Source organism: Achromobacter sp. EB05 (assembly GCF_044232075.1).
Classification (GTDB): Bacteria; Pseudomonadota; Gammaproteobacteria; order Burkholderiales; family Burkholderiaceae_B; genus Achromobacter; species Achromobacter dolens.
Genome location: NZ_CP155917.1, coordinates 557,116 through 581,213, shown reverse-complemented (window position 1 = coordinate 581,213; position 24,098 = coordinate 557,116). Strand labels below are relative to the sequence as shown.

21 protein-coding genes are annotated in these 24,098 nt (G+C 69.2%); 8 read left to right on the top strand and 13 right to left on the bottom strand.

The genetic code is table 11. The annotated features are described in order from the left end of the window. Positions 1–130 precede the first annotated feature (130 nt). The 7 genes from AAID08_RS02690 to AAID08_RS02660 form a co-directional block, all read right to left on the bottom strand. Positions 131–1,678 (bottom strand): efflux transporter outer membrane subunit, encoded by a 1,548-nt coding sequence (locus AAID08_RS02690; protein ID WP_395757330.1) that lies wholly within the window; start codon positions 1,676–1,678, stop codon positions 131–133. Then, entirely contained in the window at positions 1,675–4,785 is a 3,111-nt protein-coding gene (locus tag AAID08_RS02685; RefSeq protein ID WP_395757329.1) for a multidrug efflux RND transporter permease subunit, read from the bottom strand. Before AAID08_RS02685 ends, AAID08_RS02690 begins: the two co-directional genes overlap by 4 nt. Further along, positions 4,782–7,880 carry an MdtB/MuxB family multidrug efflux RND transporter permease subunit gene (locus AAID08_RS02680; RefSeq protein ID WP_395757328.1) on the bottom strand — a complete coding sequence of 1,033 codons (3,099 nt, stop codon included), beginning with the start codon at positions 7,878–7,880 and terminating at the stop codon, positions 4,782–4,784. The genes AAID08_RS02685 and AAID08_RS02680 overlap by 4 nt, the downstream gene beginning before the upstream one ends. 15 nt (positions 7,881–7,895) lie before the next feature. After that, complete coding sequence (locus tag AAID08_RS02675) at positions 7,896–9,173, bottom strand: MdtA/MuxA family multidrug efflux RND transporter periplasmic adaptor subunit (protein WP_054503369.1); 1,278 nt, start codon at positions 9,171–9,173, stop codon at positions 7,896–7,898. A 138-nt stretch (positions 9,174–9,311) separates the two neighbouring features. Further along, on the bottom strand, positions 9,312–10,064 hold the full coding sequence (zapD, locus tag AAID08_RS02670) for a cell division protein ZapD (RefSeq protein ID WP_054503539.1): 753 nt from the start codon (positions 10,062–10,064) through the stop codon (positions 9,312–9,314). Positions 10,065–10,106: 42 nt separating this feature from the next. Further along, the gene (gene coaE / locus AAID08_RS02665; RefSeq protein WP_054503368.1) at positions 10,107–10,754 is read right to left on the bottom strand and encodes a dephospho-CoA kinase; all 648 of its coding nucleotides are present in this window, start codon (positions 10,752–10,754) and stop codon (positions 10,107–10,109) included. A 79-nt stretch (positions 10,755–10,833) separates the two neighbouring features. Beyond that, positions 10,834–11,688 carry an A24 family peptidase gene (locus tag AAID08_RS02660; RefSeq protein WP_054503367.1) on the bottom strand — a complete coding sequence of 285 codons (855 nt, stop codon included), beginning with the start codon at positions 11,686–11,688 and terminating at the stop codon, positions 10,834–10,836. A gap of 193 nt (positions 11,689–11,881) precedes the next feature. Here AAID08_RS02660 and AAID08_RS02655 point away from each other — a divergent pair, with 193 nt between their 5' ends. Next, complete coding sequence (locus tag AAID08_RS02655; RefSeq protein ID WP_395757327.1) at positions 11,882–12,646, top strand: copper resistance protein NlpE N-terminal domain-containing protein; 765 nt, start codon at positions 11,882–11,884, stop codon at positions 12,644–12,646. A 146-nt stretch (positions 12,647–12,792) separates the two neighbouring features. Here the strand turns inward: AAID08_RS02655 and AAID08_RS02650 are convergent, their stop codons facing one another. The 4 genes from AAID08_RS02650 to AAID08_RS02635 form a co-directional block, all read right to left on the bottom strand. Then, on the bottom strand, positions 12,793–13,209 hold the full coding sequence (locus AAID08_RS02650; RefSeq protein ID WP_054503538.1) for a response regulator transcription factor: 417 nt from the start codon (positions 13,207–13,209) through the stop codon (positions 12,793–12,795). Positions 13,210–13,326: 117 nt separating this feature from the next. After that, positions 13,327–14,181, bottom strand: coding sequence for a pantoate--beta-alanine ligase (gene panC, locus AAID08_RS02645; RefSeq protein WP_054503365.1), 855 nt, complete (start codon positions 14,179–14,181; stop codon positions 13,327–13,329). Between the two features lie 43 nt (positions 14,182–14,224). Next, a complete protein-coding gene (locus AAID08_RS02640) occupies positions 14,225–15,115 on the bottom strand; it encodes a ScpA family protein (RefSeq protein WP_054503364.1) in 891 nt (296 codons plus the stop codon). A 16-nt stretch (positions 15,116–15,131) separates the two neighbouring features. Continuing rightward, on the bottom strand, positions 15,132–15,320 hold the full coding sequence (locus tag AAID08_RS02635; RefSeq protein ID WP_006386935.1) for a DUF3460 family protein: 189 nt from the start codon (positions 15,318–15,320) through the stop codon (positions 15,132–15,134). Between the two features lie 98 nt (positions 15,321–15,418). On the opposite strand from AAID08_RS02635, the gene AAID08_RS02630 reads away from it, so the two are divergent. Then, entirely contained in the window at positions 15,419–16,873 is a 1,455-nt protein-coding gene (locus AAID08_RS02630) for a DHA2 family efflux MFS transporter permease subunit (RefSeq protein ID WP_049071001.1), read from the top strand. Beyond that, entirely contained in the window at positions 16,860–18,383 is a 1,524-nt protein-coding gene (glpK, locus tag AAID08_RS02625) for a glycerol kinase GlpK (RefSeq protein WP_064526619.1), read from the top strand. Before AAID08_RS02630 ends, glpK begins: the two co-directional genes overlap by 14 nt. Before the next feature lie 117 nt (positions 18,384–18,500). Here glpK and AAID08_RS02620 read toward each other — a convergent pair whose 3' ends face one another. Next, positions 18,501–19,058 carry a hypothetical protein gene (locus tag AAID08_RS02620; protein WP_064526622.1) on the bottom strand — a complete coding sequence of 186 codons (558 nt, stop codon included), beginning with the start codon at positions 19,056–19,058 and terminating at the stop codon, positions 18,501–18,503. Continuing rightward, positions 19,058–19,993, bottom strand: a complete 936-nt coding sequence (locus tag AAID08_RS02615; protein ID WP_241116325.1) for a LysR family transcriptional regulator — start codon at positions 19,991–19,993, stop codon at positions 19,058–19,060. Before AAID08_RS02615 ends, AAID08_RS02620 begins: the two co-directional genes overlap by 1 nt. A gap of 169 nt (positions 19,994–20,162) precedes the next feature. Here AAID08_RS02615 and gtdA point away from each other — a divergent pair, with 169 nt between their 5' ends. The 5 genes from gtdA to AAID08_RS02590 all read left to right on the top strand — a co-directional run bounded on the left by gtdA (position 20,163) and on the right by AAID08_RS02590 (position 24,034). After that, positions 20,163–21,215 (top strand): gentisate 1,2-dioxygenase, encoded by a 1,053-nt coding sequence (gene gtdA, locus AAID08_RS02610; protein WP_054503361.1) that lies wholly within the window; start codon positions 20,163–20,165, stop codon positions 21,213–21,215. Positions 21,216–21,292: 77 nt separating this feature from the next. After that, complete coding sequence (locus AAID08_RS02605; protein ID WP_054503360.1) at positions 21,293–21,991, top strand: fumarylacetoacetate hydrolase family protein; 699 nt, start codon at positions 21,293–21,295, stop codon at positions 21,989–21,991. A 12-nt stretch (positions 21,992–22,003) separates the two neighbouring features. Continuing rightward, complete coding sequence (gene maiA / locus AAID08_RS02600; protein WP_395757326.1) at positions 22,004–22,642, top strand: maleylacetoacetate isomerase; 639 nt, start codon at positions 22,004–22,006, stop codon at positions 22,640–22,642. Beyond that, positions 22,639–23,037 (top strand): chorismate mutase, encoded by a 399-nt coding sequence (locus AAID08_RS02595; protein WP_054446332.1) that lies wholly within the window; start codon positions 22,639–22,641, stop codon positions 23,035–23,037. The genes maiA and AAID08_RS02595 overlap by 4 nt, the downstream gene beginning before the upstream one ends. Then, positions 23,030–24,034 carry a tripartite tricarboxylate transporter substrate binding protein gene (locus tag AAID08_RS02590; RefSeq protein WP_064526630.1) on the top strand — a complete coding sequence of 335 codons (1,005 nt, stop codon included), beginning with the start codon at positions 23,030–23,032 and terminating at the stop codon, positions 24,032–24,034. The genes AAID08_RS02595 and AAID08_RS02590 overlap by 8 nt, the downstream gene beginning before the upstream one ends. The last annotated feature ends 64 nt before the right edge of the window (positions 24,035–24,098 follow it).

Genomic DNA, 24,098 nt, shown 5'->3' with positions numbered 1-24,098 from the left:
GCGGCAGCCGGGCCGTGGACGGCGTCACGACCGGGCCTGGGCCTGACGTGACCATTCGGTCACTTTTGTCGCATTAGGAACCCGGGCCTGCGGCTTGTCAATCGGGGAGAGGAGGAGTTAGGCGTTATCCCTACCTGACGGCGGCAGGGGTCGGCGCGGCCCCCGACGTGGCGCCAGCGGCCGGCGCGACGGCGCGCTCCACGCCTTGCGCCGCGGGCAGCCCGTTCCAGCCGCCGCCCAAAGCGACGATCAGGTTGACGCTGGCCACCAGGCGATTGCCGTACAGGCTGAGCGCGCTGCGTTCGTTGCTGAGCGCGGTGGCATCCACCACCGCCACGCTCAGGTAATCGACCAGCCCGGCCTTGTACTGGTTCTGGATCAGCCGCAGCGATTCGCGCGCCGACTCCAGCGCGCGGCGCTGCACGGTCTGTTCGTTCTCCATCACGCGCAACTGGATCAGGTAGTCCTCGACCTCGCGCAGCCCGGTCAGCGCCGCCTGGCGGTAGGCCGCCGCCTGGGCATCGTAGGACGCGCGCGCCTGCTCGACCTGCGCCTGGCGCGCGCCGCCATCGAAAATCGTCAACGCCAGCGCCGGCCCCAGTGACCAGAAGCGCGCCGGCGCGGTCAGCAGTTCGGCGAACTGGCCGTTGCGGAAGCCTCCGTCGGCCGACAGGGTCAGGCTGGGGAACCAGGCCGCCTGCGCCACGCCGATCTGCGCATTGGCGGCGGCGGCGCGGCGCTCGGCGGCGGCCACGTCGGGACGGCGCTCCAGCAGCTCGGACGGCAGGCCCACCGGAATCCGCGGCAACTGCAGCGAGAACGGCGCCGGCGGCAGGCTGAAGTGCGACGGCGCCTGGCCCATCAGCACCGCGATGGCATGTTCGTACTGGCCGCGCTGCCAGTCCAGGTCGATCGACTGCGCGCGCGTGCTTTCGACCTGGGTGCGCGCCACCGCCACGTCCGACTGCCCCGCCACGCCAACGTTGTAGCGGTTCTGCGTCAGTTGCAGCGACTTTTCATAGGCCGCCACCGTGGCGTCCAGCAGGCGCTTCTGTTCGTCCAGCACGCGCAGTTGCAGATAGGCCTGCACCAGCGCGGCCTGCGCGCTCAGGCGGGTCGCGGCCAGGTCGGCCAGGCTGGCCGCGGCGCTGGCCTCGGACGATTCGACGCTGCGGCGCACCCGGCCCCACACATCCAGCTCCCAACTGACGCTGCCGGTCAGCGAATACTGGTTGGACACGTTGCCGCCGCCGCCCGACGAGGCGGACGACGAACCGCCGCTGCCGCCGCCACTGCCCGAACGGGTCAGGCCGGCGCCCGCCCCCACGGTGGGGAAGAAGCCGGCGCGGGCGCCGCGCACCAGGCCAAGCGCCTGGCGGTAGTTCGCCTCGGCCTGGGCAATGGTCTGGTTGGAGGCATTGAGGTTGTCCACCAGGCCATTGAGCGTGGCGTCGTCATAGACGCGCCACCATTGGCCGCGGTCGGCGTCGTCGCGCGGCTCGGCCCGCTTCCAGCCCGGCACCTCGTCCTGGCCTTCCTTGTAGGCCGCGCCCACGTCCAGCGCCGGCCGCTGGTAGTCGGGACCGACGGCGCAGGCGGCCAGCGCCGCGCACAGCGCCAGGGTGATGCCGGCGCGCGGCAGGAAGGCGGAAGGGAAAGGCTTGGCGTTGCGGATCATAGTTGTTCTATCGAAGCGCCCCCGCCGCGCCGGGCGCGCCCGCGCGCGGCCCAGAGGCGGAAACGGTCAAGGTAAAGATAGACCACCGGCGTGGTGTACAGCGTCAGGATCTGGCTCAGCACCAGTCCGCCCACGATGGTAATGCCCAGCGGCTGGCGCATCTCGACGCCGGCCCCCGTGGCCAACACCAGCGGCAACGCGCCAAAGATGGCGGCCATGGTGGTCATCATGATCGGCCGGAAGCGCGTCAGGCAGGCCTGGAAGATGGCTTCGCGCGGCGCCATGTGCTGGTTGCGCTCGGCCTCCAGCGCGAAATCGACCATCATGATGGCATTCTTCTTGACGATGCCGATCAGCAGGAACACCCCGATCAGCGCGATCAGCGTGAAGTCCATGCGCACCAGCAGCAAGGCCAGCAACGCGCCCAGCCCGGCCGACGGCAGCGTCGACAGGATCGTCAGCGGATGCACGAAGCTCTCGTACAGGATGCCCAGCACGATATACATGGTGACCAGCGCCGCCAGGATCAGCCACGGCTGCTGCGCCAGCGTTTGCTGCAGCACCGCCGCCGTGCCCTGGAAGCCGGCCTGAATCTGGTCCGACGGCAGGCCGATGCGCGCCACCGCCGCATCGATGGCGGCGGTGGCCTGGCCCAGCGACACGCCCGGCGCCAGGCTGAACGACACCGTATCGGCGACGAACAGGCCCTGGTGCTGCACGCTCAGCGGCGCATTGGCGTTCTCGAAGCGGGCGAAGGCCGCCATCGGCACCCGCGCCCCGCTGGCGGTGATGACCTCGACCTGCTTGAGCGACTCGATGTCCTGCGCGAACTTCGGGTCCACCCCCAGCACCACGTGGTACTGGTTCAGCGGCCCGTACATCACCGACACCTGGCGCTGGCTGAAGGAATTGTTCAGCACGGTCGAGATCGTCGCCATGCTCACGCCCAGCCGGGTGGCGGCGTCGCGGTCGATCACCAGGTTGATCTCGCGGCCCTTGTCCTCGACGTCGGTATCGACGTCGGTGATCTCGGGCACCTTCGCCATGGCCTGCTGCACCTTGGGCATCCACGAACGCAGCAGTTGCAGGTCGCCGGACATCAGCGTGTAGTCATAGGAACCCTGGCTCTGGCGGCCGCCGACGCGGATGTCCTGCTGCGCCACCAGGAACATGCGCGCGCCCGGCATGTTCTGCAGCCGCGCCCGCAGGCGGTTGATGACCTGCTCGGCCGAGACATTGCGCTCGCCCAGCGGTTTGAGCTGGATCTGCATGAAGCTGCTGTTGCTGCCGCCGCGCCCGCCGGCGTAGCCGGTCATGCTCTGCACCGCCGGATCGGCCAGCACCACCTTGCGCAAGGCCTCCAGCTTGGGCACCGTGGCCTGGAACGACGTGCCCTGGTCCACCCGGAAAAAGCCCAGCAACTGGCCGGTGTCCTGCTGCGGGAAGAAGCCCTTGGGCACGACGGTGTACAGGTACACGTTCAGGCCCACCGCCGCCGCCAGGACCAGCATCATCAGCCGGCCATGGGCCAGCGCCCACGCCAGGCTGCGGCGGTAGCCGTCCTGCATCCAGGCAAAGCCGCCCTCGGCCCAGCGCGCCAGCCGGCCGGGCGGCTTCGGTTCCTTGGGCTCGGCCTTGAGCAGGCGCGCGCACATCATCGGCGTCAGCGTCAGCGACACCACCAGCGACACCATGATGGATGCCGACAGCGTCACCGCGAATTCCCGGAACAGGCGCCCCGCCACCCCGCCCATCAGCAGGATCGGAATGAACACCGCCACCAGCGACAGGCTCATCGACAGCACCGTGAAGCCCACCTCGCGCGAGCCGCGCAGCGCCGCCCGCATCGGCGACATGCCGTTCTCGACGTGCCGCATGATGTTCTCCAGCACCACGATGGCATCGTCCACCACGAAGCCGGTGGCCACGATCAGCGCCATCAGCGAGATGGTGTTGAGCGTGAAGCCGCACAGATACATGACGCAGAAGGTGCCGATCAGCGACACCGGCACCGCGACGCTGGGGATGATGGCCGCGCGCCAGCGCCGCAGGAACAGCAGCACCACCAGCACCACCAGGCCCACCGCGATGATCAACGTCAGCTCGGCCTCGTGCAGCGAGGCGCGGATGCTGGGGGTGCGGTCCTGCGCCACGGTCAGTTGCACGTCGGCCGGCATCAGCGCCAGCAGCGTCGGCAGTTGCGCGCGCACCGCGTCCACGGTTTCGATGATGTTGGCGTCGGCCTGGCGCCGCACGATCATCAGGATCGCGTTGCGCTGGTTGTAGAAGCCGGTCTGGTACAGGTCCTCGACCGAGTCCTCGACCTTGGCCACGTCCGACACCCGCACCGGCGCGCCGTCGCGCCAGGCCACGATCAGCGGCCGGTACTGTTCGGCGCGGCTGAGCTGGTCGTTGACCATGATCTGCCAGTGGTACTGGTCGTTTTCCAGCACGCCCTTGGGCCGGTTGGCATTGGCATTGGCCAGCGCCGTGCGCACTTCGTCCAGCGACACCCCGCGATTGGCCAGCGCGCCCGGCAGCACCGTCACGCGCACCGCCGGCAGCGAACTGCCGCCCACCGTGACCTCGCCCACGCCATCGACCTGCGCCAGCTTCTGCGCCACGATGGTCGAGGCCAGGTCGTACATCTGGCCCTGGCTCAGGGTGTCGGACGTCATCGCCAGCGTCATGATGGGCGCGTCCGAGGGATTGGACTTGTGGTACGTGGGGTTGCTGCGCAGGCTGGTCGGCAGCAGCGAGCGGGCGGCGTTGATGGCCGCCTGCACGTCGCGCGCGGCGCCGTTGATGTCGCGCGACAGGTCGAACTGCAGCGTCACGCGGGTCGAGCCCTGCGTGCTGCTGGAAGTCATCTCGGTCACGCCGGCGATGCTGCCCAGCGAGCGCTCCAGCGGCGTGGCGACGCTGGACGCCATGGTCTCCGGGCTGGCGCCGGGCAGGCTGGCCGACACCGAGATGGTGGGAATATCCATCTGCGGCAGCGGCGCCACCGGCAACAGGAAGAACGACAGCATGCCCGCCAGCACGACCGCCAGCGACAGCAGCGTGGTCGCCACCGGCCGGACGATGAAGGGCGCCGACAGGATCACGGCGCGCTCCCGGCGCGCGCCTCGCGCATGCCGCGCCAGCGCCGCGACATGCGGTCGAACATCAGGTAGATCACCGGCGTGGTGAACAGCGTCAGCACCTGGCTCAACAGCAGCCCGCCCACCATCACCAGGCCCAGCGGCTGGCGCAGCTCGGCGCCCGTGCCCGTGGACAGCATCAGCGGCAGCGCGCCGAACAGCGCCGCCAGCGTGGTCATCAGGATCGGCCGGAAACGCAGCAGCGCCGCCTCATGGATCGCCGCGCGCGGCGACAGGCCGCGCTTGCGCTCGGCGTCGAGCGCGAAGTCGATCATCATGATGGCGTTCTTCTTGACGATGCCGATCAGCAGGATGATGCCGATGATGCCGATCATGTCGAGCTCGGTGCCGCTGATCAGCAGCGCCAGCAGCGCCCCCACGCCGGCCGACGGCAGCGTCGACAGAATGGTGATCGGGTGGATGTAGCTTTCGTACAGCACGCCCAGCACGATGTACATGGTGACGATGGCCGCCAGGATCAGCCACAGCGTGCTCGACAGCGAATTCTGGAACGCCAGCGCCGCGCCCTGGAAGCGCGTCTCGACGCTGGCCGGCATGCCGATCTCGGCCTCGGCCGCGGTGATTGCCTCGACCGCGGCCGACAGCGATGCGCCCTGCGCCAGATTGAACGACACCGTGACCATCGGGAACTGGTCCAGCCGGTTCACCGCCAGCACCGTCTTGCCCTCGGTGATGCGGGCAATCGACGACAGCGGCACCTGCGCGCCGGTCGAGGTCGGGACGTGGATCTGGCCGAGCGAGGCCGGATTCATCTGGAACTGCGGCTGCACCTCCAGCACCACGCGGTACTGGTTGGACTGGGTGAAGATGGTCGAGATCAGGCGCTGGCCGAAGGCGTCGTACAGCGCCTCGTCCACCACCGCCGCCGTGATGCCCAGGCGCGAGGCCGCGTCGCGGTCGATTTCGACCCAGGTCTGCAGGCCGTCGTCCTGCAGGTCATCGGTCACGTCCTTCAGGCCCGGCACCTGGCGCAGCCGGTCGATCAGCTTGGGCGTCCATTCGCTCAACACCTTCAGGTCCGGATTGGACAGGGTCATCTGGTACTGGGTGCGGCTGACGCGGTCCTCGATGGTCAGGTCCTGCACCGGCTGCATGTAGACGGTCAGGCCGTCCTGCTTGCCGAAGGCTTCCTGCAGCCGCGCCATGACCGTGCGCAGGTCGCCGTTGCGCTCGGCCTGCGGCTTGAGCGCGATCTGCATGCGCCCGGCGCTGAGGGTGGCGTTGCTGCCGTCCACGCCGATGAAGGACGACACCGCCTGCACGTCCGGATCCTCCAGCGCCAGCCGCGCCGCCGCCTGCTGGCGCTCGGCCATGGCGGTGAACGAAATGGACTGCGGCGCCTGTGTGATGGCCTGGATCAGTCCCGTGTCCTGCTGCGGGAAAAAGCCCTTGGGAACCAGGATGTACAGCAGCACCGTCAGCGCGAAGGTGGCCAGGGCCACCAGCAGCGTCAACGGCTGGTGCCGCAGCACCTTCTGCAGCATGCGGTCGTAGGCGGCAATGGTGCGGTCGATAAAGGCGCCGGTGACCTGGTGAAAGCGCCCGTGCTTCTGCTCGGATTCGGCACGCAGCAGGCGCGCGCACATCATCGGCGTCAGCGTCAGCGACACCACCAGCGAAATCAGGATCGACACCGCCAGCGTGATGGCGAACTCGCGGAACAGCCGCCCCACCACCTCGGTCATGAACAGCAGCGGAATCAGCACCGCGATCAGCGAGAAGGTCAGCGAGATCAGCGTGAAACCGATCTGCTGCGCGCCCTTGAGCGCGGCCTGCAACGGCGTCTCGCCCTCTTCGATGTGGCGGGCGATGTTCTCGATCATGACGATGGCGTCGTCCACCACGAAGCCGGTGGCGATGGTCAGCGCCATCAGCGTCAGGTTGTTGATGGAGAAGCCGGCCAGGTACATGATGCCGAAGGTGCCCACCAGCGACAGCGGCACCACCACGCTGGGGATCAGCGTCGCGGTCAGGCTGCGCAGGAACACGAAGGTCACCATCACCACCAGCGCCACGGCCAGCAGCATCTCGAACTGCACGTCGGCCACCGAATCGCGGATGGTCTGAGTGCGGTCCGACACCACCGTCACGTCCAGCGTGGCCGGCAGCGCGGCGCGCAATTGCGGCAGCAGCGCCTGGATGCGGTTGACCACGTCGATGACGTTGGCGCCGGGCTGGCGCTGGATGTTCAGCAGAATGGCCGGCTTGTCGCCGGCCCAGGCCGCCTGGCGCGTGTCCTCGGCGCCCTCGACCGCGCGCGCCACGTCCGACAGGCGCAGCGGCGCGTTGTTCTTGTAGGCGATGATCAGGTCGTTGTAGTCGGTCGGCGACTTGAGCTGGTCATTGGCGTTGATGGTGGTCGAGCGCAGCGGCCCGTCCAGGTTGCCCTTGGGCTGGTTGACGTTGGCGCCCACCACCGCGGTGCGCAGGTCGGTCAGCCCCAGGCCGTTGGCCGCCAGCGCCTGCGGATTGACCTGCACCCGCACGGCCGGGCGCTGCCCGCCCGCCACGCTCACCAGGCCCACGCCCGGAATCTGCGACAGCTTCTGCGCCACCCGCGTATCGACCAGATCGCGCACCTGCGGCAAGGGCATGGTGGGCGAGGTGATGGCCAGCGTCAGCACCGCCGCGTCGGCCGGATTGACCTTGTTGTAGGTCGGCGGCACCGGCAGGTCGCTGGGCAGCAGGTTGGATGCCGCGTTGATGGCGGCCTGCACCTGCTGCTCGGCCACGTCCAGCGGCAGCGTCAGGTTGAACTGCATGGTGATGACCGAGGCGCCGCCCGAACTGGTCGACGACATCTGGTTCAGGCCCGGCATCTGGCCGAACTGCCGTTCCAGCGGCGAAGTCACCAGCGACGTCATCACGTCCGGGCTGGCGCCCGGATACAGCGTGGTCACCTGGATGGTGGGGTAGTCGACCTCGGGCAGCGCCGACACCGGCAACATGCGGTAGGCGATGAAGCCCGCGATCAGGATGGCCACCATCGACAGCGTGGTGGCCACGGGCCGCAGGATGAACAGGCGCGACGGGCTCACGGGGCGGCCCCTCGATCAGCGCGTGGCGGGCGTGGTGCCCGCCGGCGCGCCCCCGCCCAGCGACTTGTCCTTGGCGGCGGGGATCACCTCGCCCCCGCCCACGACCTCGACCTTGGCGCCGGCGCGCAGGCGGTCGGTGCCCTCGGTGACGACACGGTCGCCCGGCTGCAGGCCCTCGTTGACGGCGACCATGCCATTGTTGATGGCGCCCAGCTTGACCTGCCTGACCTGCACGGTATTGTCCGGCTGCACCAGGAACACGAAGGCGCCGGCCGAGCCCTGCTGCACCGCCGCCGTCGGAATCGCGGTCACGCCCTTGCGCGTCAGCACGTGCAGGCGCACGTTGACGAACTGGTTGGGAAACAGCGCGTCGTCCTGGTTGTCGAACTTTGCCTTGAGCTTGAGGGTGCCGGTGGTGACGTCGATCTGATTGTCCAGCGTCTCCAGCGTGCCGGACGCGATGCGGCGGGTGTCGGCGCGGTCATAGGCCTCCACCGCCAGGGTGCGGCCCTGGGCCAGTTCGGCGCGCACTTCGGGCAATTGCGTCTCGGGCAGCGTGAACACCACCGAGATCGGCTGGGTCTGCGTGATCACCACCAGGCCGTTGGTGTCCGAGCTGGACACCAGGTTGCCGCGGTCGACCTGGCGCAGGCCGAGGCGGCCGCTGATCGGCGCCGTGATGCGGGCGTAGTCCAGTTGCAGGCGGGCATTGTCGACATTGGCCTGGTCGCTCTTGATGGTGCCTTCGTATTGCCGCACCAGCGCCGCCTGGGTGTCGACTTGCTGCTTGGCGATCGAGTCCTGCTTGAACAGGGCCTGATAGCGCTGCAGGTCGCGGCGCGCGTTCTCCAGCAGCGCCAGGTTCTGCATCTGGGTGCCGCGGGCCTGGTCCAGGGCCACCTGGAAGGCGCGCGGGTCGACCTGCGCCAGCAGGTCGCCGGCCTTGACCTGCTGGCCTTCCTGGAACGGCACGTCGACCAGTTCGCCGCTGACGCGGCTGCGCACGGTGACGGTGTTGTAGGCCGTGACGGTGCCCAGGGACTTCAGGTAGATATCGATGTCCTGCGTGACGGCGCTGGCCACGCGCACCGGCACGGCCAGGTTGGCCATGGCCGCGGCCATGTTGGGCCGTCCGCCCGCGCCCGGACGCCCGCCGCCCGCGCCACCCGGCTTGGCGGCCGGCCGCAGCGCCAGCCAGGCGATGCCGGCGACCACCAGCAAAAGCACCGCCAACCCGATGATTCTGCGGCGGGTCCAGCGGGAAGGCGACGAAACGGGACGGCTATCGGACATGGGATACGGTTCCGGCACTGACGGAGAAAGCCGTATTGTGACCTAGACGACCGACATTTCAGCCATTGTCCGTTACCGCTGAAATCGGCCGCAACAGGAATCGGGGCGGGATGCCCCCCACCGCTCGCGCCCGACGGGCTACGAATTGCAGAGCGTGATCTGGAAGGGGATGCTGCGCGCCACCTGCTGGGGCTTGAATTCGCCGTCCTGCGTCGAAAAGCGGATCCAGATCATGTACTTATTCGCGCTGATCTCGGGAAAGACCCCCTGCGCCGGATCGACCCAGACGCGCAGCAGTTGGTACTGCTTGCCGCCCAGCATCTCCTGGTAAGCGCCCTGTTCGGCCACGATGTCGATCTTGCGGCCTGACTCGCGCAGCAGGCGCAGCGCCAGGGTCAGGCCGTCGTTCAGGGCGGTGAAGGGCGCCAGCCAGGCCTGCAGGTCCGCGCAGCGCGCGGCTTCGGACTTATGCTGCCAGGCGTAGTACGACGGCATGTCGACCTGAGTCGCGCCGCCGGGCACCGCCAGGCGCCCGCGCAGGCTGGTGAGCCATTCGTTCTCGCGCAGCGACTGGCCGGTCTTGCCGGGCGCCGCCAGGGCCGAAGCCACCTTTTCGAGTTCGCGCAGCATGCCTTCGAGCGCGTCCTGCGCCACCCCGGGGTGGTCGCGCAACCCAACCAGCGCGACGCGCTGGCGTTCGAGGTCCTGCAGCACCGAGCCTTTCACGTCGGTGCGTTCGCAGACATCGAGCAGATCGAACAGCGAGGTGACGGCAACCTGGTGCTGGCGTGAATCCCCCTCGCGCGCAAAGAAGAACAGCCTGTCGAACAGGTATTCGAGCCGCAGGTAGGCGCGGATGCGCTCGTTGAAGGGATATTCGTAAACAATCACGCTTGTAAACAGGCCCATCAGAGGTCGGCCGGCGGGCCGAGATTATTCAGGGGTGCCGGCCAAGCCCGAAGCTTGCCGGCCCGTGGTGGCCGCCAGCTTGAGCCAGCGATCATGCAGGGTCTTCGCCTGCGCGCGCAATTGCTCCGGCGATGTCGCGCCGCCATTGTCGATGACGTCGTCCGCGACCTCGAGCCGGTCCGCCCGCGCAGCCTGTGCCGCCATGATACGCCGGATGGCTGAGTCCGTCAGCCCGCTGCGCGAGCGCACCCGGGCCACCTGGGTGTCGGGATCGCAATCGACCACGCAGATGCGGTCGACGCGGCCGCGCCAGCGCCCGATGGACTCGACCAGCAACGGCACCACGAACACCAGATAGACGCCGCGCGCGGCCTCGGCCTGGCGTTCGGTTTCGTGGCCGATGGCCGGATGCAGGATGGCTTCCAGGCGCAGGCGGACCTGCGGGTCGGCAAACGCGCGCTCGCGCATCCAGTCGCGATCGAGAGCGCCTGCCGGCGTCAACGCGTCGGGCCCGAACTCGCGTTCGATGGCGGGCATCGCCGCGCCGCCGGCCGCGGTCAGCGCGCGCGCGATCTCATCGGTATCGACCACCGATGCGCCCCATTCCCCCAGCATGTCGGCCACGCGCGATTTGCCCGAGCCGATGCCCCCTGTCAGACCGATCTTGAACATGTTCGTCCTTCGTGTGCGCCCTGCTCCCCGCCGCCCCTGCGCCCCACCGGGCGCGCGCCGCCGCGGGGCGGACGCGCGTTCAATGCAGCAACCATCCCAGGCCTTGCTCGCCGCCCAGCAGCAGCACGGCCACGCCCGCCAGCGCCAGGTATGGGCCGAACGGCAAGGCCTGGCCGCGGCGTGCCCGGCCGCCGAGCGTCAGGGCGCCGCCCACCACCACGCCGACCACCGAGGCGCCCAGCAGCAGCATTGGCAAGGCGCCGACACCGAACCAGGCCCCCAGCGCCGCCAGCAGCTTGAAATCGCCGTAGCCCATGCCTTCGCGGCCGGTCAGCAGGCGGAATGCATGAAAGATAACCCACAGGAACAGGTAGCCGGCCACCGCGCCCACTACCGCCATCGGTAGCGGCGTGAAGGCGTCGAACAGATTCACGAGCAGGCCGGCCCAGGTCAGCGGCAGCGTGATCGCGTCCGGCAGCAGGGTCGATTCCAGATCGATCCAGGCCAGCGCCACCAGCGCCGCCGACAAGCCCATGGCGCACAACGCGATGGGCGTGGCGCCGAAACGCCAGGCGCAGGCGGCGAACAGGATGCAGGTGATCGCCTCGATGGCGGGATAGCGCCAACCGATCGGGGCGCCGCACGCGGCGCAACGGCCGCGCAGCGCCAGCCAGCCCAGCAGCGGCAGGCGGCGCCAGCCCGTCACCGGCGCCTCGCAGCTCGGACAATGCGCGGCCGGCGCCCGCAGGTCGGAGTCGATCGCCGGCCGGGCATTGCCCGCCGCTTCCTGGCACTGCGCCTGCCACTCGCGTTCCATCATGCGCGGCAGGCGGTAGGTGACCTGCGTCAGCCAGCCGCCGACCAGCAGGCCGGCCAGCGCGGCCAGCGCGACAAACGCCGCCAGGGGCACCGGCAAGACATGCCACAGCGTCATGCGCGCCCTCGCGGCGCGGTCCGCCGCGCCGGCGGACGAGCGCGGACGGCAGGACGGCGGGCGGGCTGCCAGGAGCCGTGTCGTAATTTGTGCATAAAGTGCCGGCAACGCCTTTCAGGATGGTGGGGAACGTATCGAATCTTCGCATAAGTGCGTAAAATCGGAGACAGACTCAACTTACGGATCAGCTGCCATGGCCGCGCGCGTCGAAATCCTTACCCGCCCCCGCAAACTCAGCATGATGGGGCTGCTGTTAGCGGGCACGGCGCTGGCAGCCGCGGGCTGCGCCCAGCAACGCACCGAAGGCTATTACGATCCCCCGGCCGAAAGCACCGTCACCGACGCCCAGTACCAGGGTTCCGGCGCCGGCTACCGCACCGTGCTGCGGGCGCCGTCGCAGGTGCAGATCGCGCTGAAGCCCGACCAGAAGAAGACCCCGACCCAGGCCGCCGCGGCCCAGGGCGCCACCACCGAGGATGGCCAGCCCGTGCCGGAAGGCGCGAGCAGCGGCGCCAGCGCCGGCGCGGCGCCCGCCCCGGCGCCCGCCGCGACGCAGAGCGCCGCCGCCAACAGCCTGGTGCCGCAGCCGCAGACCTACATGGGTACGCTGCCGTGTTTCTCGCCCGCCATGCAGTGCACGGCGCAACGCGTCACCCTGACCCTGGCGCCCAACGGCCGCTGGCGCGGCCGCACCGCCTACCTGGAAAACGATCCCCAGAAGGCCGCGCCGATCGTCGAGCAAGGCTGCTGGGACGCCACCGACGAGCGCCCGCCGCGCGTCCTGCTGCTCGACAGCAAGGGCAACATGCGGGTCGAATTCGTGGTCGCCGCCAACAACGTGCTGCGCGTGCGCTCCATCGGCGGCCAGTCGCCCAACCTGAACTACAACCTGACCCGCCAGCCGGACCTGGATCCGATCGACGAACTGGCCAAGGCCCAGGCGCCTCAATGCCCCTGAGCGCGGCGGGCCGGGTATCCAGCCCGGCCTGGCCATCCCCCGCAGGGCCTGCCGGATGACGCATCCGCCAGGCCCTTGGTTTTTGGGGCGGCCTCCTGGACCGATGAAAGCCGAGGGGCGGCTGGCCACCCTCGAAAAGTAAGTGCCTACTTACTCCAGTATCCTTTATTGATAAGTGCCGCGCAGCAATCCGCGAGGATGGCATCGACCCGCTCCGCCCGCAGCGCATAGCGCGTGTCTGACGCGGGCGTATCCGCAGCGGGCTCGGGCGGCGGGGCGACCGGCGCCCCAGCCTCCGACCCGCACGGCAATGGCGCTCCCAGCACCGGCGACACGCCCGGTTGCCCAAAGGCGCACAGCCGGCAGGCCAGTTGCATGGCGTTGCGCACGCCCAGCTTGGCGAAGATCCGGGCGCGGTGGGCCTCGGCGGTGCGCAGGGAAATGTCCAGGTCAATCGCGATGACCTTGTTCGGACGGCCAGCCGCGACATAGGCGACGATCTGGCGCTCGCGCGGCGTCAGGGCGGACAGGAGGCGATCGAGGTCGGCGCGGGGAACGTGCATGGAATGGCTCTGCAATGATGACTTGCAGAGAGTCTGCCCCGCCCTCGCCGGCGACATAAGCTGGCAATTTTGCCAGGGGTGCGCGGCCCGGCCTGAGCCGGCCGCGGCGCAACCGGCTCAGGCCGTGTAGGCCAGCTCCAGGTTGTCGATCAGGCGGGTCGCGCCCAGCTTGGCGGCGGCCAGCACCACCACCGGCTCGCCCGCCTGGAGGTCGGCAGCTTCCGGACGCTTGAGGTCGCGCTGGCGGCGCAGGGCGATGTAGTCGACCTTCCACCCGCGATCGGTCAGTTGCTGGGTGGCCTCGCGCTCCAGCCTCGCGGCGTCGCGCTCGCCGGCGGCCAGGCGCTGGCCGACGTTGTGCAGGGCGGCGTACAGGGCCGGGGCCTCGGCGCGCTCGGCCTCGCTCAGGTAGCGGTTGCGCGACGACAGCGCCAGGCCGTCGTCGGCGCGCACGGTCTCGTGCGCCAGCACTTCCACCGGCAGTTGGAACTGGCGGCACATGTTGCGCACCACCATCAGTTGCTGGTAGTCCTTCTTGCCGAACACGGCGACCCGCGGCTGGACACAGGAGAACAGCTTGAGCACCACGGTGCTGACGCCGGCGAAGAAGCCGGGGCGGAATTCGCCTTCGAGAATGTCGCCCAGGTCGTCCGGCGGCTGCACGCGGAAATTCTGCGGTTCGGGGTACATCTCGCGCTCGTTGGGCGCGAACAGCACGTACACGTCGCGCTCGCGTTCGAGCTTCTCGATGTCGGCGGCCAGGGTGCGCGGGTATTGGTCGAAATCCTCGTTCGGCCCGAACTGCAGGCGGTTCACGAAGATGCTGGCGACCACCGGGTCGCCGTGCTGGCGCGCCAGCTTCATCAGCGCCAGGTGGCCTTCGTGCAGGTTGCCCATGGTGGGCACGAACGAGACGCGGTTCTGGCCGCGCAGGTGGTCGCGCAATTCCTGGATGGTGTGGACGACTTTCAAGGGGGATCTCCGGGGTTGGGCGCACAGCCCGGGGGGAATCGGATCAGGCCGCGACCGCCGCGACGCTGGTGTAGGCCAGGCGCACGTAGATGGGCGCGTAAGGCTCGGCCTGGGTGATTTCCAGCAGCGATTCGCGCGCCAGTTCCAGCATGGCGATGAAGTGCACCACCACCACGGCGGCCGGCGCGCCCTCGCGCACCCGTTCCATGAACAGGTCGCCGAACTCCATGAAGCGCACGTCGTTCAGGCGCCGCAGGATGTGCGTCATGTGGTCGCGCACCGAAAGCTGTTCGCGGGTGATGTGATGGTGCTGGTTGAGCTTGGCGCGCTTCATGATGTCGGCCCACGCGGCGCGCAGGTCGTCGACGCTGACCTCGGGCAGCATGCGCTCGACGCTCAGGTCGGCGACCGCATGGCTGGTGACGAAGTCGCGGCCCAACTGGGGCAGCGCGTCGAGCTTCTGCGCGGCCAGCTTCATCTGCTCGTACTCGAGCAGGCGGCGCACCAGCTCGGCGCGCGGATCCTCGGGCTCTTCGCCGGTGTCGGTCTTCTTGACCGGCAGCAGCATGCGCGACTTGATCTCGATGAGCATGGCCGCCATCAGCAGATACTCGGCGGCCAGCTCCAGGTTGTGGATGCGGATCTGTTCCACATAGGACAGATACTGCCGCGTGACATCCGCCATGGGGATGTCCAGCACGTTGAAGTTCTGCTTGCGGATCAGGTAGAGCAGCAGGTCCAGCGGCCCCTCGAAGGCTTCGAGGAACACCTCCAGCGCGTCCGGCGGGATGTACAGGTCCGTCGGCATCTGGAACAGCGGCTCGCCGTACAGGCGCGCGAACGCGACGCTGTCAACGGTGTCGGGCGTGCTGTCGACGGACGGTTCCACTAGCGCGGCCAGGGCATCGCCCGGGACGGAGGGGGTGTGGGCCATGGCTGCCGCAACGGTATCAGTCGGCCTGATACACGTACGGCTTTTGCGGCACGCGGGCGGCGCGGAAGCCTTCCAGCAGCTCCGCGTCCTGCGGCTTGTCCCACAGACGCGCACGGCCTTCGCGCTGGCGCTCTTCGGTGCCAGGGTGCGACTGCTTGTAGTCTTTGAGGAACTTGGTGATCTCGGATTCGTAGTTGGTTGCCATGGCACCAATTTCAGTGGGTTTCGGATACCCGGAGTTTACTGCACGCGGGGCCGGGAGCCGGCGTTACAATCTTCCGGGTCCCACCGCCCCCCTCCGCCATGTCAGCCGAATCCGCAGCCGCAGCCAATCCCGCTCCTCCCTCGACCCCGGACGCGGTGCGCGCGGCGCGCATGATTCCCTTCATCGTCGGCTGTGCGCTGTTCATGCAGATGCTGGACGCCACGGTGGTCGCCACCGCCCTGCCGGCCATGGCGCGGGCCCTGGGATCGACCCCGGTGCGGTTGAACGTGGCCATCACCTCCTACCTGCTGTCGGTGGCCGTGTTCGTGCCAGTCAGCGGCTGGGCCGCCGACCGCTACGGCGCGCGCCGCGTGTTCATCGCCGCCATCGGCCTGTTCACCCTCAGTTCCGTGGCCTGCGCCCTGTCGCAGGACCTGCCGCAACTGGTCATCGCCCGGGTGGTGCAGGGCATGGCCGGGGCCATGATGGTGCCGGTGGGCCGCATCATCCTGCTGCGCACGGTGCCCAAGCAGGATCTGTTGAAAGCCATGTCGTTCCTGTCGATCCCGGCGCTGCTGGGGCCGGTGATCGGGCCGCCGCTGGGCGGTTTCATGGTCACGTACATGTCGTGGCACTGGATCTTCCTGATCAACATCCCCATCGGCGTGCTCGGCATCGCGCTGGTGCTGCGCTACGTGGCCGAGATCAAGGAAGAATCGGCGCCGCGCCTGGACTGGCTCGGCTTCCTGCTCAGCGCCGTGTGCCTGGCCACGCTGGTCAGCGGCTTCGAGGCCATCGGCCGCGACGTCATGCCGCTGCCGATGCTGCTGGGCCTGATCGCGGTCGGCATCGTCTGCGGCCTGCTCTACGGCTGGCATGCGCGCCGCACCGAACACCCCATCATCGATCTGGCGCTGATGCGCATCCCGACCTTCGCCATCTCGACGCTGGGCGGCAACCTGTGCCGCTTCGCGGTCGGCGCCACGCCCTTCCTGCTGGCCATGCTGCTGCAGGTGGGCTTCGGCCTGTCGCCGTTTTCGGCCGGCCTGATCACCTTCGCCAGCGCCGCCGGCGCGCTGCTGATGAAATTCGTCGCCACGCCCATCGTCAGGCATTTCGGCTTTCGCCGCGTGCTGACCGTGAACGCGGTGCTGACCGGCGCCTTCATCGTGGTCTGCGCCACGTTCACCCCCACCACCCCGGTCTGGCTGATGATCGCCATCCTGCTGGTCGGCGGCTTCTTCCGCTCGCTGCAGTTCACCGGCGTAAATACGCTAACCTATGCCGACATTCCCCCGGCCAAGATGAGCCGCGCCAGCAGCTTCGCCGCCATGGCGCAGCAGCTCGGCATCAGCCTGGGCGTGGGCGTGGCCGCGGTGACCCTGAACATCAGCATGACCCTGCGCGGGGCGGAAAGCCTGGTGGTGGGCGACGTGATCGTCGGCTTCATCGTCATCGGCCTGCTGTGCGCGGCTTCGGTCTTTTCCTTTAGACGCCTCGACCCGCTGGCCGGGGCACACCTGAACGGCGCCAAGAACAGTGACGACGAATGAATTTGTCCTAGCCCTGGACCAGGGCACCACCAGCTCCCGCGCCATCGTGTTCGATCGCGATGGCGTGGTGCGCGGCATCGGCCAACGTGAATTCCGCCAGCACTATCCGCGGCCGGGCTGGGTCGAACATGACCCTGGCGAGATCTGGCACAGCCAGCTGGACGTGGCGCGCGAGGCCCTGCGCAACGCCGCCGCCAGCGCCGCCGACGTGGCCGCCATCGGCATCACCAACCAGCGCGAAACCACCCTGATCTGGGACCGCGCCAGCGGCCGCCCGCTGGCCCGCGCCATCGTCTGGCAGGACCGCCGCACCGCGCCCATGTGCGACCAGTTGCGCCAGGACGGCCACGCCGACTTCCTGCAATCGCGCACCGGGCTGGTGCTGGACGCCTATTTCTCGGGCACCAAGCTGGCCTGGCTGCTGGATCACGTGCCCGGCGCGCGCCAGAAGGCCGAGCGCGGAGAACTGGCCTTCGGCACCGTCGACACCTGGCTGATCTGGCAGCTGACCGGCGGCGCGGTGCACAGCACCGACCCCAGCAACGCCTCGCGCACCATGCTGTTCGACCTGCACACGCAGGACTGGAACGACGAGATCCTGGCGCTGCTCAACATTCCGCGCAGCGTGCTGCCCTCCATCGCGCCCAGCAGCGCGGTGGTGGGCGAGTCCCTGCCCGAATGGCTGGGCGGCTCGATTCCCATCGCCGGCGTGGCCGGCGACCAGCAGGCCGCCACCTTCGGCCAGGCCTGCTTCAAGCCGGGCATGGCCAAGAACACCTACGGCACCGGCTGCTTCATGCTGATGAACGTGGGCGACAAGCCGGTGCAGTCGCGCAACCACCTGCTGTCGACCGTCGGCTGGGGCCTGCCGGCGCAGGGCCAGCCAGGCTGGCGTCCGGCCTACATGCTGGAAGGCGGCGTGTTCGTCGCCGGCGCCGCGGTGCAATGGCTGCGCGACGGCCTGGGCATCATCCAGCGTTCCGAGGAAATCGAATCGCTGGCCGCCAGCGTGGCCGACACCGATGACGTCTTCATGGTGCCGGCCTTCGCCGGCCTGGGCGCGCCGCACTGGGACCCCTACGCCCGCGGCACCCTGGTGGGCCTGACGCGCGGCACCACCCGCGCCCACATCGCCCGCGCCACGCTCGAATCCATCGCGCTGCAGAGCGCCGAACTGCTGACCTGCATGAACGGCGACAGCGGTATCGCGCTGACCGAGCTGCGGGTGGACGGCGGCGCCGCCCGCAACGACCTGCTGATGCAGATGCAGGCCGACCTGCTGGGCGTGCCGGTGGTGCGCCCGCGGGTGCCCGAATCGACCGCGCTGGGCGCGGCCGGCCTTGCCGGCCTGGCGGTCGGCTTCTGGTCGGATCAGGACGAATTCGCCTCCAAGTGGCAGGCCGAACGCACCTTCGAACCGGCCTGGCCGGACTCGGTGCGCGAGGCCCGCATGCGGCGCTGGCGCCAGGCGGTGGAGCTGTCCAAGGGCTGGTCCAACACCGCGAAGTGAACGGATGCCGCCCGGCGCGCCGCTGACACGCGCCGGCTGCCTGCGCGCGGATCGCCGCGAGGCATCGGCGGCCTCGGCCCCTCCCCCGCCACCCATCACGCGCACGCAGCCGGCCGCTTACGGCCGCCGTGCCTGCGCCTGCATCACCCGCAGCGCCACGCGATAGCCGGCGAACACATAGAACGCATTGCTGTTCATCAGCAGCCACGCGCCCGCGCCGCCCAGCAGCGCGACCACCGGTCCGACCGCGCGCATGTCGCCCTGTGACCACGCGATCAGGCCCAGCACGCCGGCAGTGGCCAACGCCAGCGCGGTGCGCTTGAGCAGCACCAGCCCCAGGCTGTAGCCGCCCATGAAGGCCACCACGCCGATCGCCAGCGCCAGGGCCGTGACGGCGCAGGCCAGCACCAGCGCAAAGGCCGCCAGCGCCGGTCCGGCCGGCCGCAGCAGCAGGCTCAGCAGGCCGATGCCGACGCCGATGCCGCCGACCATCGTCAGCACCGCCAGCGCCAGCGGCGACCACAGCCCCGGCGGCGCGGCGCGCGCATCCATCTCGGCAACGAAGCGGTGCATGGCCGCGGACGCGTCCGGCGCGCCCGCCTCGTCGCGCAGCGCCGCCTCCAGGCGGCGGCATTGCGCGATCAGCGCATTCAGCCCGGGGCCGGACGGCGCCATCAGAGCCTCGTCACGCCCGGCGCGTGTTCGGCTACCGTGTTGCGCAGCGCGGCCATCGCCTCCTGCACGGCGGTCGGCCGGAACGCGTCCTCGCGCCAGTACATGGCCACCGAGCCGAAGCCCGACAGCCGCACCGGAATGATGCGCATCGCCTTCATCTGCGTGAAGCGCAGCGCGGCGCGATGCGAGGCCACGCCGATCATGTCGCTGTTGTTGATCAGGGTGAGGTTGATGGTGACCGAATTGGATTCGATGTGATCGGCCGGCGGCGCCTGGCCGGCCGCGGCCAGCGCGGCGTCGACCGCGTTGCGGATCGGCGTGCCCTTGGGCCACAGGATCCAGCGGTATGACAGCAGCTCCGGCCAGCCCGGCTGCTCCCGCGCGAACAGCGGATGGCGCGGCCGCGCCACCAGGTGGATCGGCTCCAGGTACAGGGCCTCGAAGCGGATGGCCGGATCGTGATGCTCGGGCGCCGAGCGGCCCACCACGATGTCCAGGTCGCCCTGCGCCAGTTGCGCCAGCAGGCGGTCGGTGGTGCCTTCCACCAGTTTCACGCGGGCCTGCGGCATGCGTTCGAGCAGCTTCATCACCGCCAGCGGCACGGTATCCGACGCCGAGGCGCCGGACGCGCCGATCACCACCCGCCCGCCGCCCCCTTCGCGCAAGGCGGCCATGTCGGCGCTGGCGCGGTCCAGTTGCGCCTCGACCCGCTGCGCGTGCGCGATCAGCACGTCGCCGTGCGGCGTCGGCCGCAGGCCGCGCGCATGGCGCTCGAACAGCGGCAGGCCGATGTCGTCCTCCAGATCCTTCAACCACTTCGACAACCCCGGCTGGGTCGTGTTGAGCATCGCGGCCGAGTGGCTGATGTTGCGGGTCTGGGCCAGGCTGAGCAGCATTTTCAGATTGCGCAGGCGCAACCGGTGAGTCCAGTCCATGGAGTCCCCTTTGGTCTCTTATCCATATAGTTATTGATATGGATAATAAGATAATTTCATTTCAAAACACATAGCTCGTTACGCATAATCGTCTCCATATCAGGCCCCGCCGCGCCCGCCGCGACGGGCCCACAGAAGCCGGCCCCGACGCCGGCCCCAGGAGACAAGCATGCCCGACGGTCACCCCCCCGGCGCGGATCGCGCCGCCTATTACGCCCGCATCGCCCAGAAGCACATGGCCCCGCTGTGGGAGTCGCTGCACAACCTGGTGCCGCGCCAGCCCGCGCCGCGCTGCGTGCCCGCCATCTGGAAATACGACGAGGTGCGCGACGACGTGCTGGCCTCCGGCTCGCTCATCAGCGCCGAGGAAGCCGTGCGGCGCGTGCTGATCCTGGAGAACCCGGGCCTGCCCGGCCAGGCCAGCATCACGCAGAGCCTGTACGCCGGCCTGCAACTGATCCTGCCCGGCGAGATCGCGCCCAGCCACCGCCACACCCAGTCGGCCCTGCGCTTCATCGTCGAGGGCCGCGGCGCCTACACCGCCGTCAACGGCGAGCGCACCACCATGCATCCGGGCGACTTCATCATCACGCCGTCCTGGACCTGGCACGACCACGGCAACGCCGAGACCGTCGACGGCGGCGAACCGGTGGTCTGGCTGGACGGCCTGGATATTCCGCTGCTGCGCTTCCTGGATGCCGGCTTCGCCGAGAACTATCCGTCCGCCACCCAGCCGGTCACGCGTCCCGAAGGCGACAGCATGGCGCGCTACGGCCACAACATGGCGCCGGTGCGGCATCGCGCCACCGGCGGCACCTCGCCGATCTTCAACTATCCCTACGAGCGCAGCCGCGAGGCGCTGGACGCGCTCTACCGCCACGGCGAGCTCGACCCCTGGGACGGTGTCAAGCTGCGCTACCTGAACCCGGCCACGGGCGGCTACCCCATGCCCACCATGGCCACCTTCATGCAGCTTCTGCCGGCCGGCTTCCAGGGCAAGCCCTATCGCAGCACCGACTCCACCGTCTACAGCGTGGTGGAAGGCCGCGGCATCGCCCGCATCGGCGACGCCGAATTCCATTTCGGCCCGCGCGACGTGTTCGTGGCGCCGTCGTGGCAGCCGGTGCAGTTGGCGGCGCTGGAAGACGCCACCCTGTTCAGCTATTCCGACCGCCCGGTGCAGGACGCGCTGGGCCTGTGGCGCGAAGAACGCACCGCCTGAAGGCGGCTCCCTCCCATCATTTCAATTCCGGCCGGGGCCCGCGCGGGCCCCGGCGCCGCATTCCAGAAAGGTGACCCATGTCTTTTGTGTTTGATCCCGCCGCCCCCGTTGCCGTGCCCGTCGCCGGCAGCCAGGACAGCTTCCCGGTGCGCCGCGTCTATTGCGTCGGCCGCAACTACGCCGCCCACGCCCGCGAAATGGGCTTCGATCCCGACCGCGAACCGCCCTTCTTCTTCTGCAAGCCGGCTGACGCCGTGGTGCCGGTGGCCGAGGGCAGCACGCTGTCGCTGCCCTACCCGCCCGAGACCGCCAACCTGCATTACGAGATCGAGCTGGTCGCGGCCATCGGCAAGGGCGGCGCCAACATAGCCGTCGACCAGGCGCTGCAACACGTCTGGGGCTACGCCGTCGGCCTGGACATGACGCGCCGCGACCTGCAGATGAAAATGCGCGAGGCCGGCCGCCCGTGGGAACTGGGCAAGGCCTTCGACCAGAGCGCGCCGATCGGTCCACTGATGCCCGCCGCACAGGCCCGCGACATCCACCGCGCCGGCATCTGGCTGCAGGTCAACGGCGCCGACAAGCAGCGCAGCGACATCGGCAAGCTGATCTGGTCGGTGGCCGAGACCATCGCCTACCTGTCCCGGTACTTCCGCCTGGAAGCCGGCGATCTGATCTATACCGGCACGCCCGAAGGCGTGGGCCCGGTGGTGCGCGGAGACACGATGGTGGGCGGCGTCGACGGCCTGGGCACGCTGAGCGTGCGGATCGCCTGAGGAAGCCCGCCCATGCAACTGCACAGCTTCTTCAACAGCTCCACCTCGTATCGCGTGCGCATCGCGCTGGCGCTCAAGGGCCTGCCGGTCGACATCACCCCGGTGAACCTGCGCAAGCAGGAACAGCGCGCCGCGGACTATGTGGCGCGGAATCCGTCGGCCGGCGTGCCGCTGCTGACCGACGGCGATTTCCAACTGTCGCAATCGCTCGCCATCATCGACTATCTGGACGCCACGCACCCCAAGCCGCGCCTGATCCCGGCCGCGCCGCGCGAACGCGCCCGCGTGCTGGAGCTTTCCAACGCCATCGCCTGCGACATCCACCCGGTCAACAACATGCGCATCCTGCGCTACCTGCAGGAAGAGCTGGGCGCCACCGACGCGCAGAAGAATGCCTGGTATCACCACTGGATCCGCGAAGGCCTGACCGCGGTCGAGACGCTGCTGGCGCGCCATCGCGGCGGCGCCTATTGCTTCGGCGACGCGCCGACGCTGGCGGACTGCTGCGTCGTGCCGCAGGTCGCCAATGCCCAGCGCATGGGCTGCGACCTGTCGGCCTACCCGCGCCTTGTAGGCGTCTACGAACATTGCCTCGCGCAACCCGCCTTCCAGCAGGCCGCGCCCGCCAACCAACCGGACTACATCAAGTGACCTCGCAAGTTTCCCCGGGCCAGGAGCCCGACACCCAGGGCGCGCCGCTGCGTGAATACACCGACCCGGACTACCGCCCGCTGTGCGCCAACCTGGCCGAAGTGCGCGCCAACATCGACCGCCTGGACGACGAGATCGTGCGCCTGATCGCCGAACGCGCCATGTACGTCAAGGACGCCGCGCGCTTCAAGCGCGACGCCTTCCAGGTCAGCGCGCCGGCGCGCCAGGCCGAGGTGTTCGAAAAAGCGCGGCGCCTGGCCGAGCGCCACAACCAGGGCTTCGAAAACCTGGACCAGGTGGTGGACGCCGCCTACCGCGCCATGGTGGCGGCCTTCATCGCCAATGAGCAGACCTATTTCAACAATATGAAGATCGCGGGAGACAAGCATGCATAAGCCCTCAACCCTGGCGCGGGCGCGCGCTTTGACGGCGCGCGCGCTGGCGCTGGGACTGGTGGCCCTGGCGCCGCTGGGCGCGGCGCAGGCCGCCGACGCCTGGCCGTCGCAGCCGCTCAAGGCGCTGGTGCCGTTCGGTCCGGGCTCCAGCCCCGACCAGGTGGCGCGCATCGTCGGCGAGAAGGCCGGCGCCATCCTCGGCCAGACCGTGGTGGTGGAGAACAAACCGGGCGCCAGCGGCAACATCGGCACCTTCGCCATCGCCAACGCCAAGCCCGACGGCTACACCTTCGGCGTCTCGATCACCGGCCCGCTGGTGAACAACACGCTGCTGTTCGACAAGCTGCCCTACGCGCCGGCCACCGACCTGGCGCCGCTGACGCTGGCGGTGCACCAGCCCAACGTGCTGGTGGTGCCGGCCAACTCCGGCATCGACAACGTCGGCCAGTTGCTGGAAGCGCTCAAGAAGAACCCGGACAAGTACAACTTCCCCTCGCCCGGCGCCGGCACCGTTTCGCACCTGGCGGTGGAACTGCTGCTGCAGCGGATCGGCGCGCGCGCCACGCACGTGCCGTATCCGTCGTCGCCGGCCGCGCTGACCTCGCTGCTGTCGGGCGACACGCAGTTCGCCGCGCTGCCGCCGATCGCGGTCATGAGCATGGTCAAGGACGGCCGCCTGAAGGCGCTGGCCGTGACCTCGTCCAGGCGTTCCACCCTGCTGCCCGAGATCCCCACGCTGGCCGAAGTCGGCGTGCCCGGCATCGAGGGCTCGGCCTGGATCGGTTTCGTGATTTCGTCCAAGGTGCCCGCCGACATCCAGAAGAAGCTGTCGGACGCGCTGATCCAGGCGATCCGCGACCCCGAGGTGGTCAAGCGCCTGCAGGCGCAGTTCATGGATCCGGTGGGCAGCACCCCGGCCGAGTTCCGCGCCTACATGGACGATGAGCTCAAGCGCTGGGAACCGCTCATCACCAAGCTCGGCATCAAGGGCCAATAAGAAGGCCTGTGAACGGGCGGCCTCGCCGTCCAGCATTTCGCATTTCGCACCACCAGACAGTCAA

Coding starts and splice junctions, on each gene's coding strand:
- AAID08_RS02690 (WP_395757330.1), bottom strand. CDS start 1,678: ATGATCCGCAACGCCAAGCCTTTCCCTTCCGCCTTCCTGCCGCGCGCC.
- AAID08_RS02675 (WP_054503369.1), bottom strand. CDS start 9,173: ATGTCCGATAGCCGTCCCGTTTCGTCGCCTTCCCGCTGGACCCGCCGC.
- coaE (WP_054503368.1), bottom strand. CDS start 10,754: ATGTTCAAGATCGGTCTGACAGGGGGCATCGGCTCGGGCAAATCGCGC.
- AAID08_RS02660 (WP_054503367.1), bottom strand. CDS start 11,688: ATGACGCTGTGGCATGTCTTGCCGGTGCCCCTGGCGGCGTTTGTCGCG.
- AAID08_RS02655 (WP_395757327.1), top strand. CDS start 11,882: ATGGCCGCGCGCGTCGAAATCCTTACCCGCCCCCGCAAACTCAGCATG.
- AAID08_RS02650 (WP_054503538.1), bottom strand. CDS start 13,209: ATGCACGTTCCCCGCGCCGACCTCGATCGCCTCCTGTCCGCCCTGACG.
- AAID08_RS02640 (WP_054503364.1), bottom strand. CDS start 15,115: ATGGCCCACACCCCCTCCGTCCCGGGCGATGCCCTGGCCGCGCTAGTG.
- AAID08_RS02635 (WP_006386935.1), bottom strand. CDS start 15,320: ATGGCAACCAACTACGAATCCGAGATCACCAAGTTCCTCAAAGACTAC.
- AAID08_RS02630 (WP_049071001.1), top strand. CDS start 15,419: ATGTCAGCCGAATCCGCAGCCGCAGCCAATCCCGCTCCTCCCTCGACC.
- AAID08_RS02620 (WP_064526622.1), bottom strand. CDS start 19,058: ATGGCGCCGTCCGGCCCCGGGCTGAATGCGCTGATCGCGCAATGCCGC.
- AAID08_RS02615 (WP_241116325.1), bottom strand. CDS start 19,993: ATGGACTGGACTCACCGGTTGCGCCTGCGCAATCTGAAAATGCTGCTC.
- gtdA (WP_054503361.1), top strand. CDS start 20,163: ATGCCCGACGGTCACCCCCCCGGCGCGGATCGCGCCGCCTATTACGCC.
- AAID08_RS02605 (WP_054503360.1), top strand. CDS start 21,293: ATGTCTTTTGTGTTTGATCCCGCCGCCCCCGTTGCCGTGCCCGTCGCC.
- maiA (WP_395757326.1), top strand. CDS start 22,004: ATGCAACTGCACAGCTTCTTCAACAGCTCCACCTCGTATCGCGTGCGC.
- AAID08_RS02590 (WP_064526630.1), top strand. CDS start 23,030: ATGCATAAGCCCTCAACCCTGGCGCGGGCGCGCGCTTTGACGGCGCGC.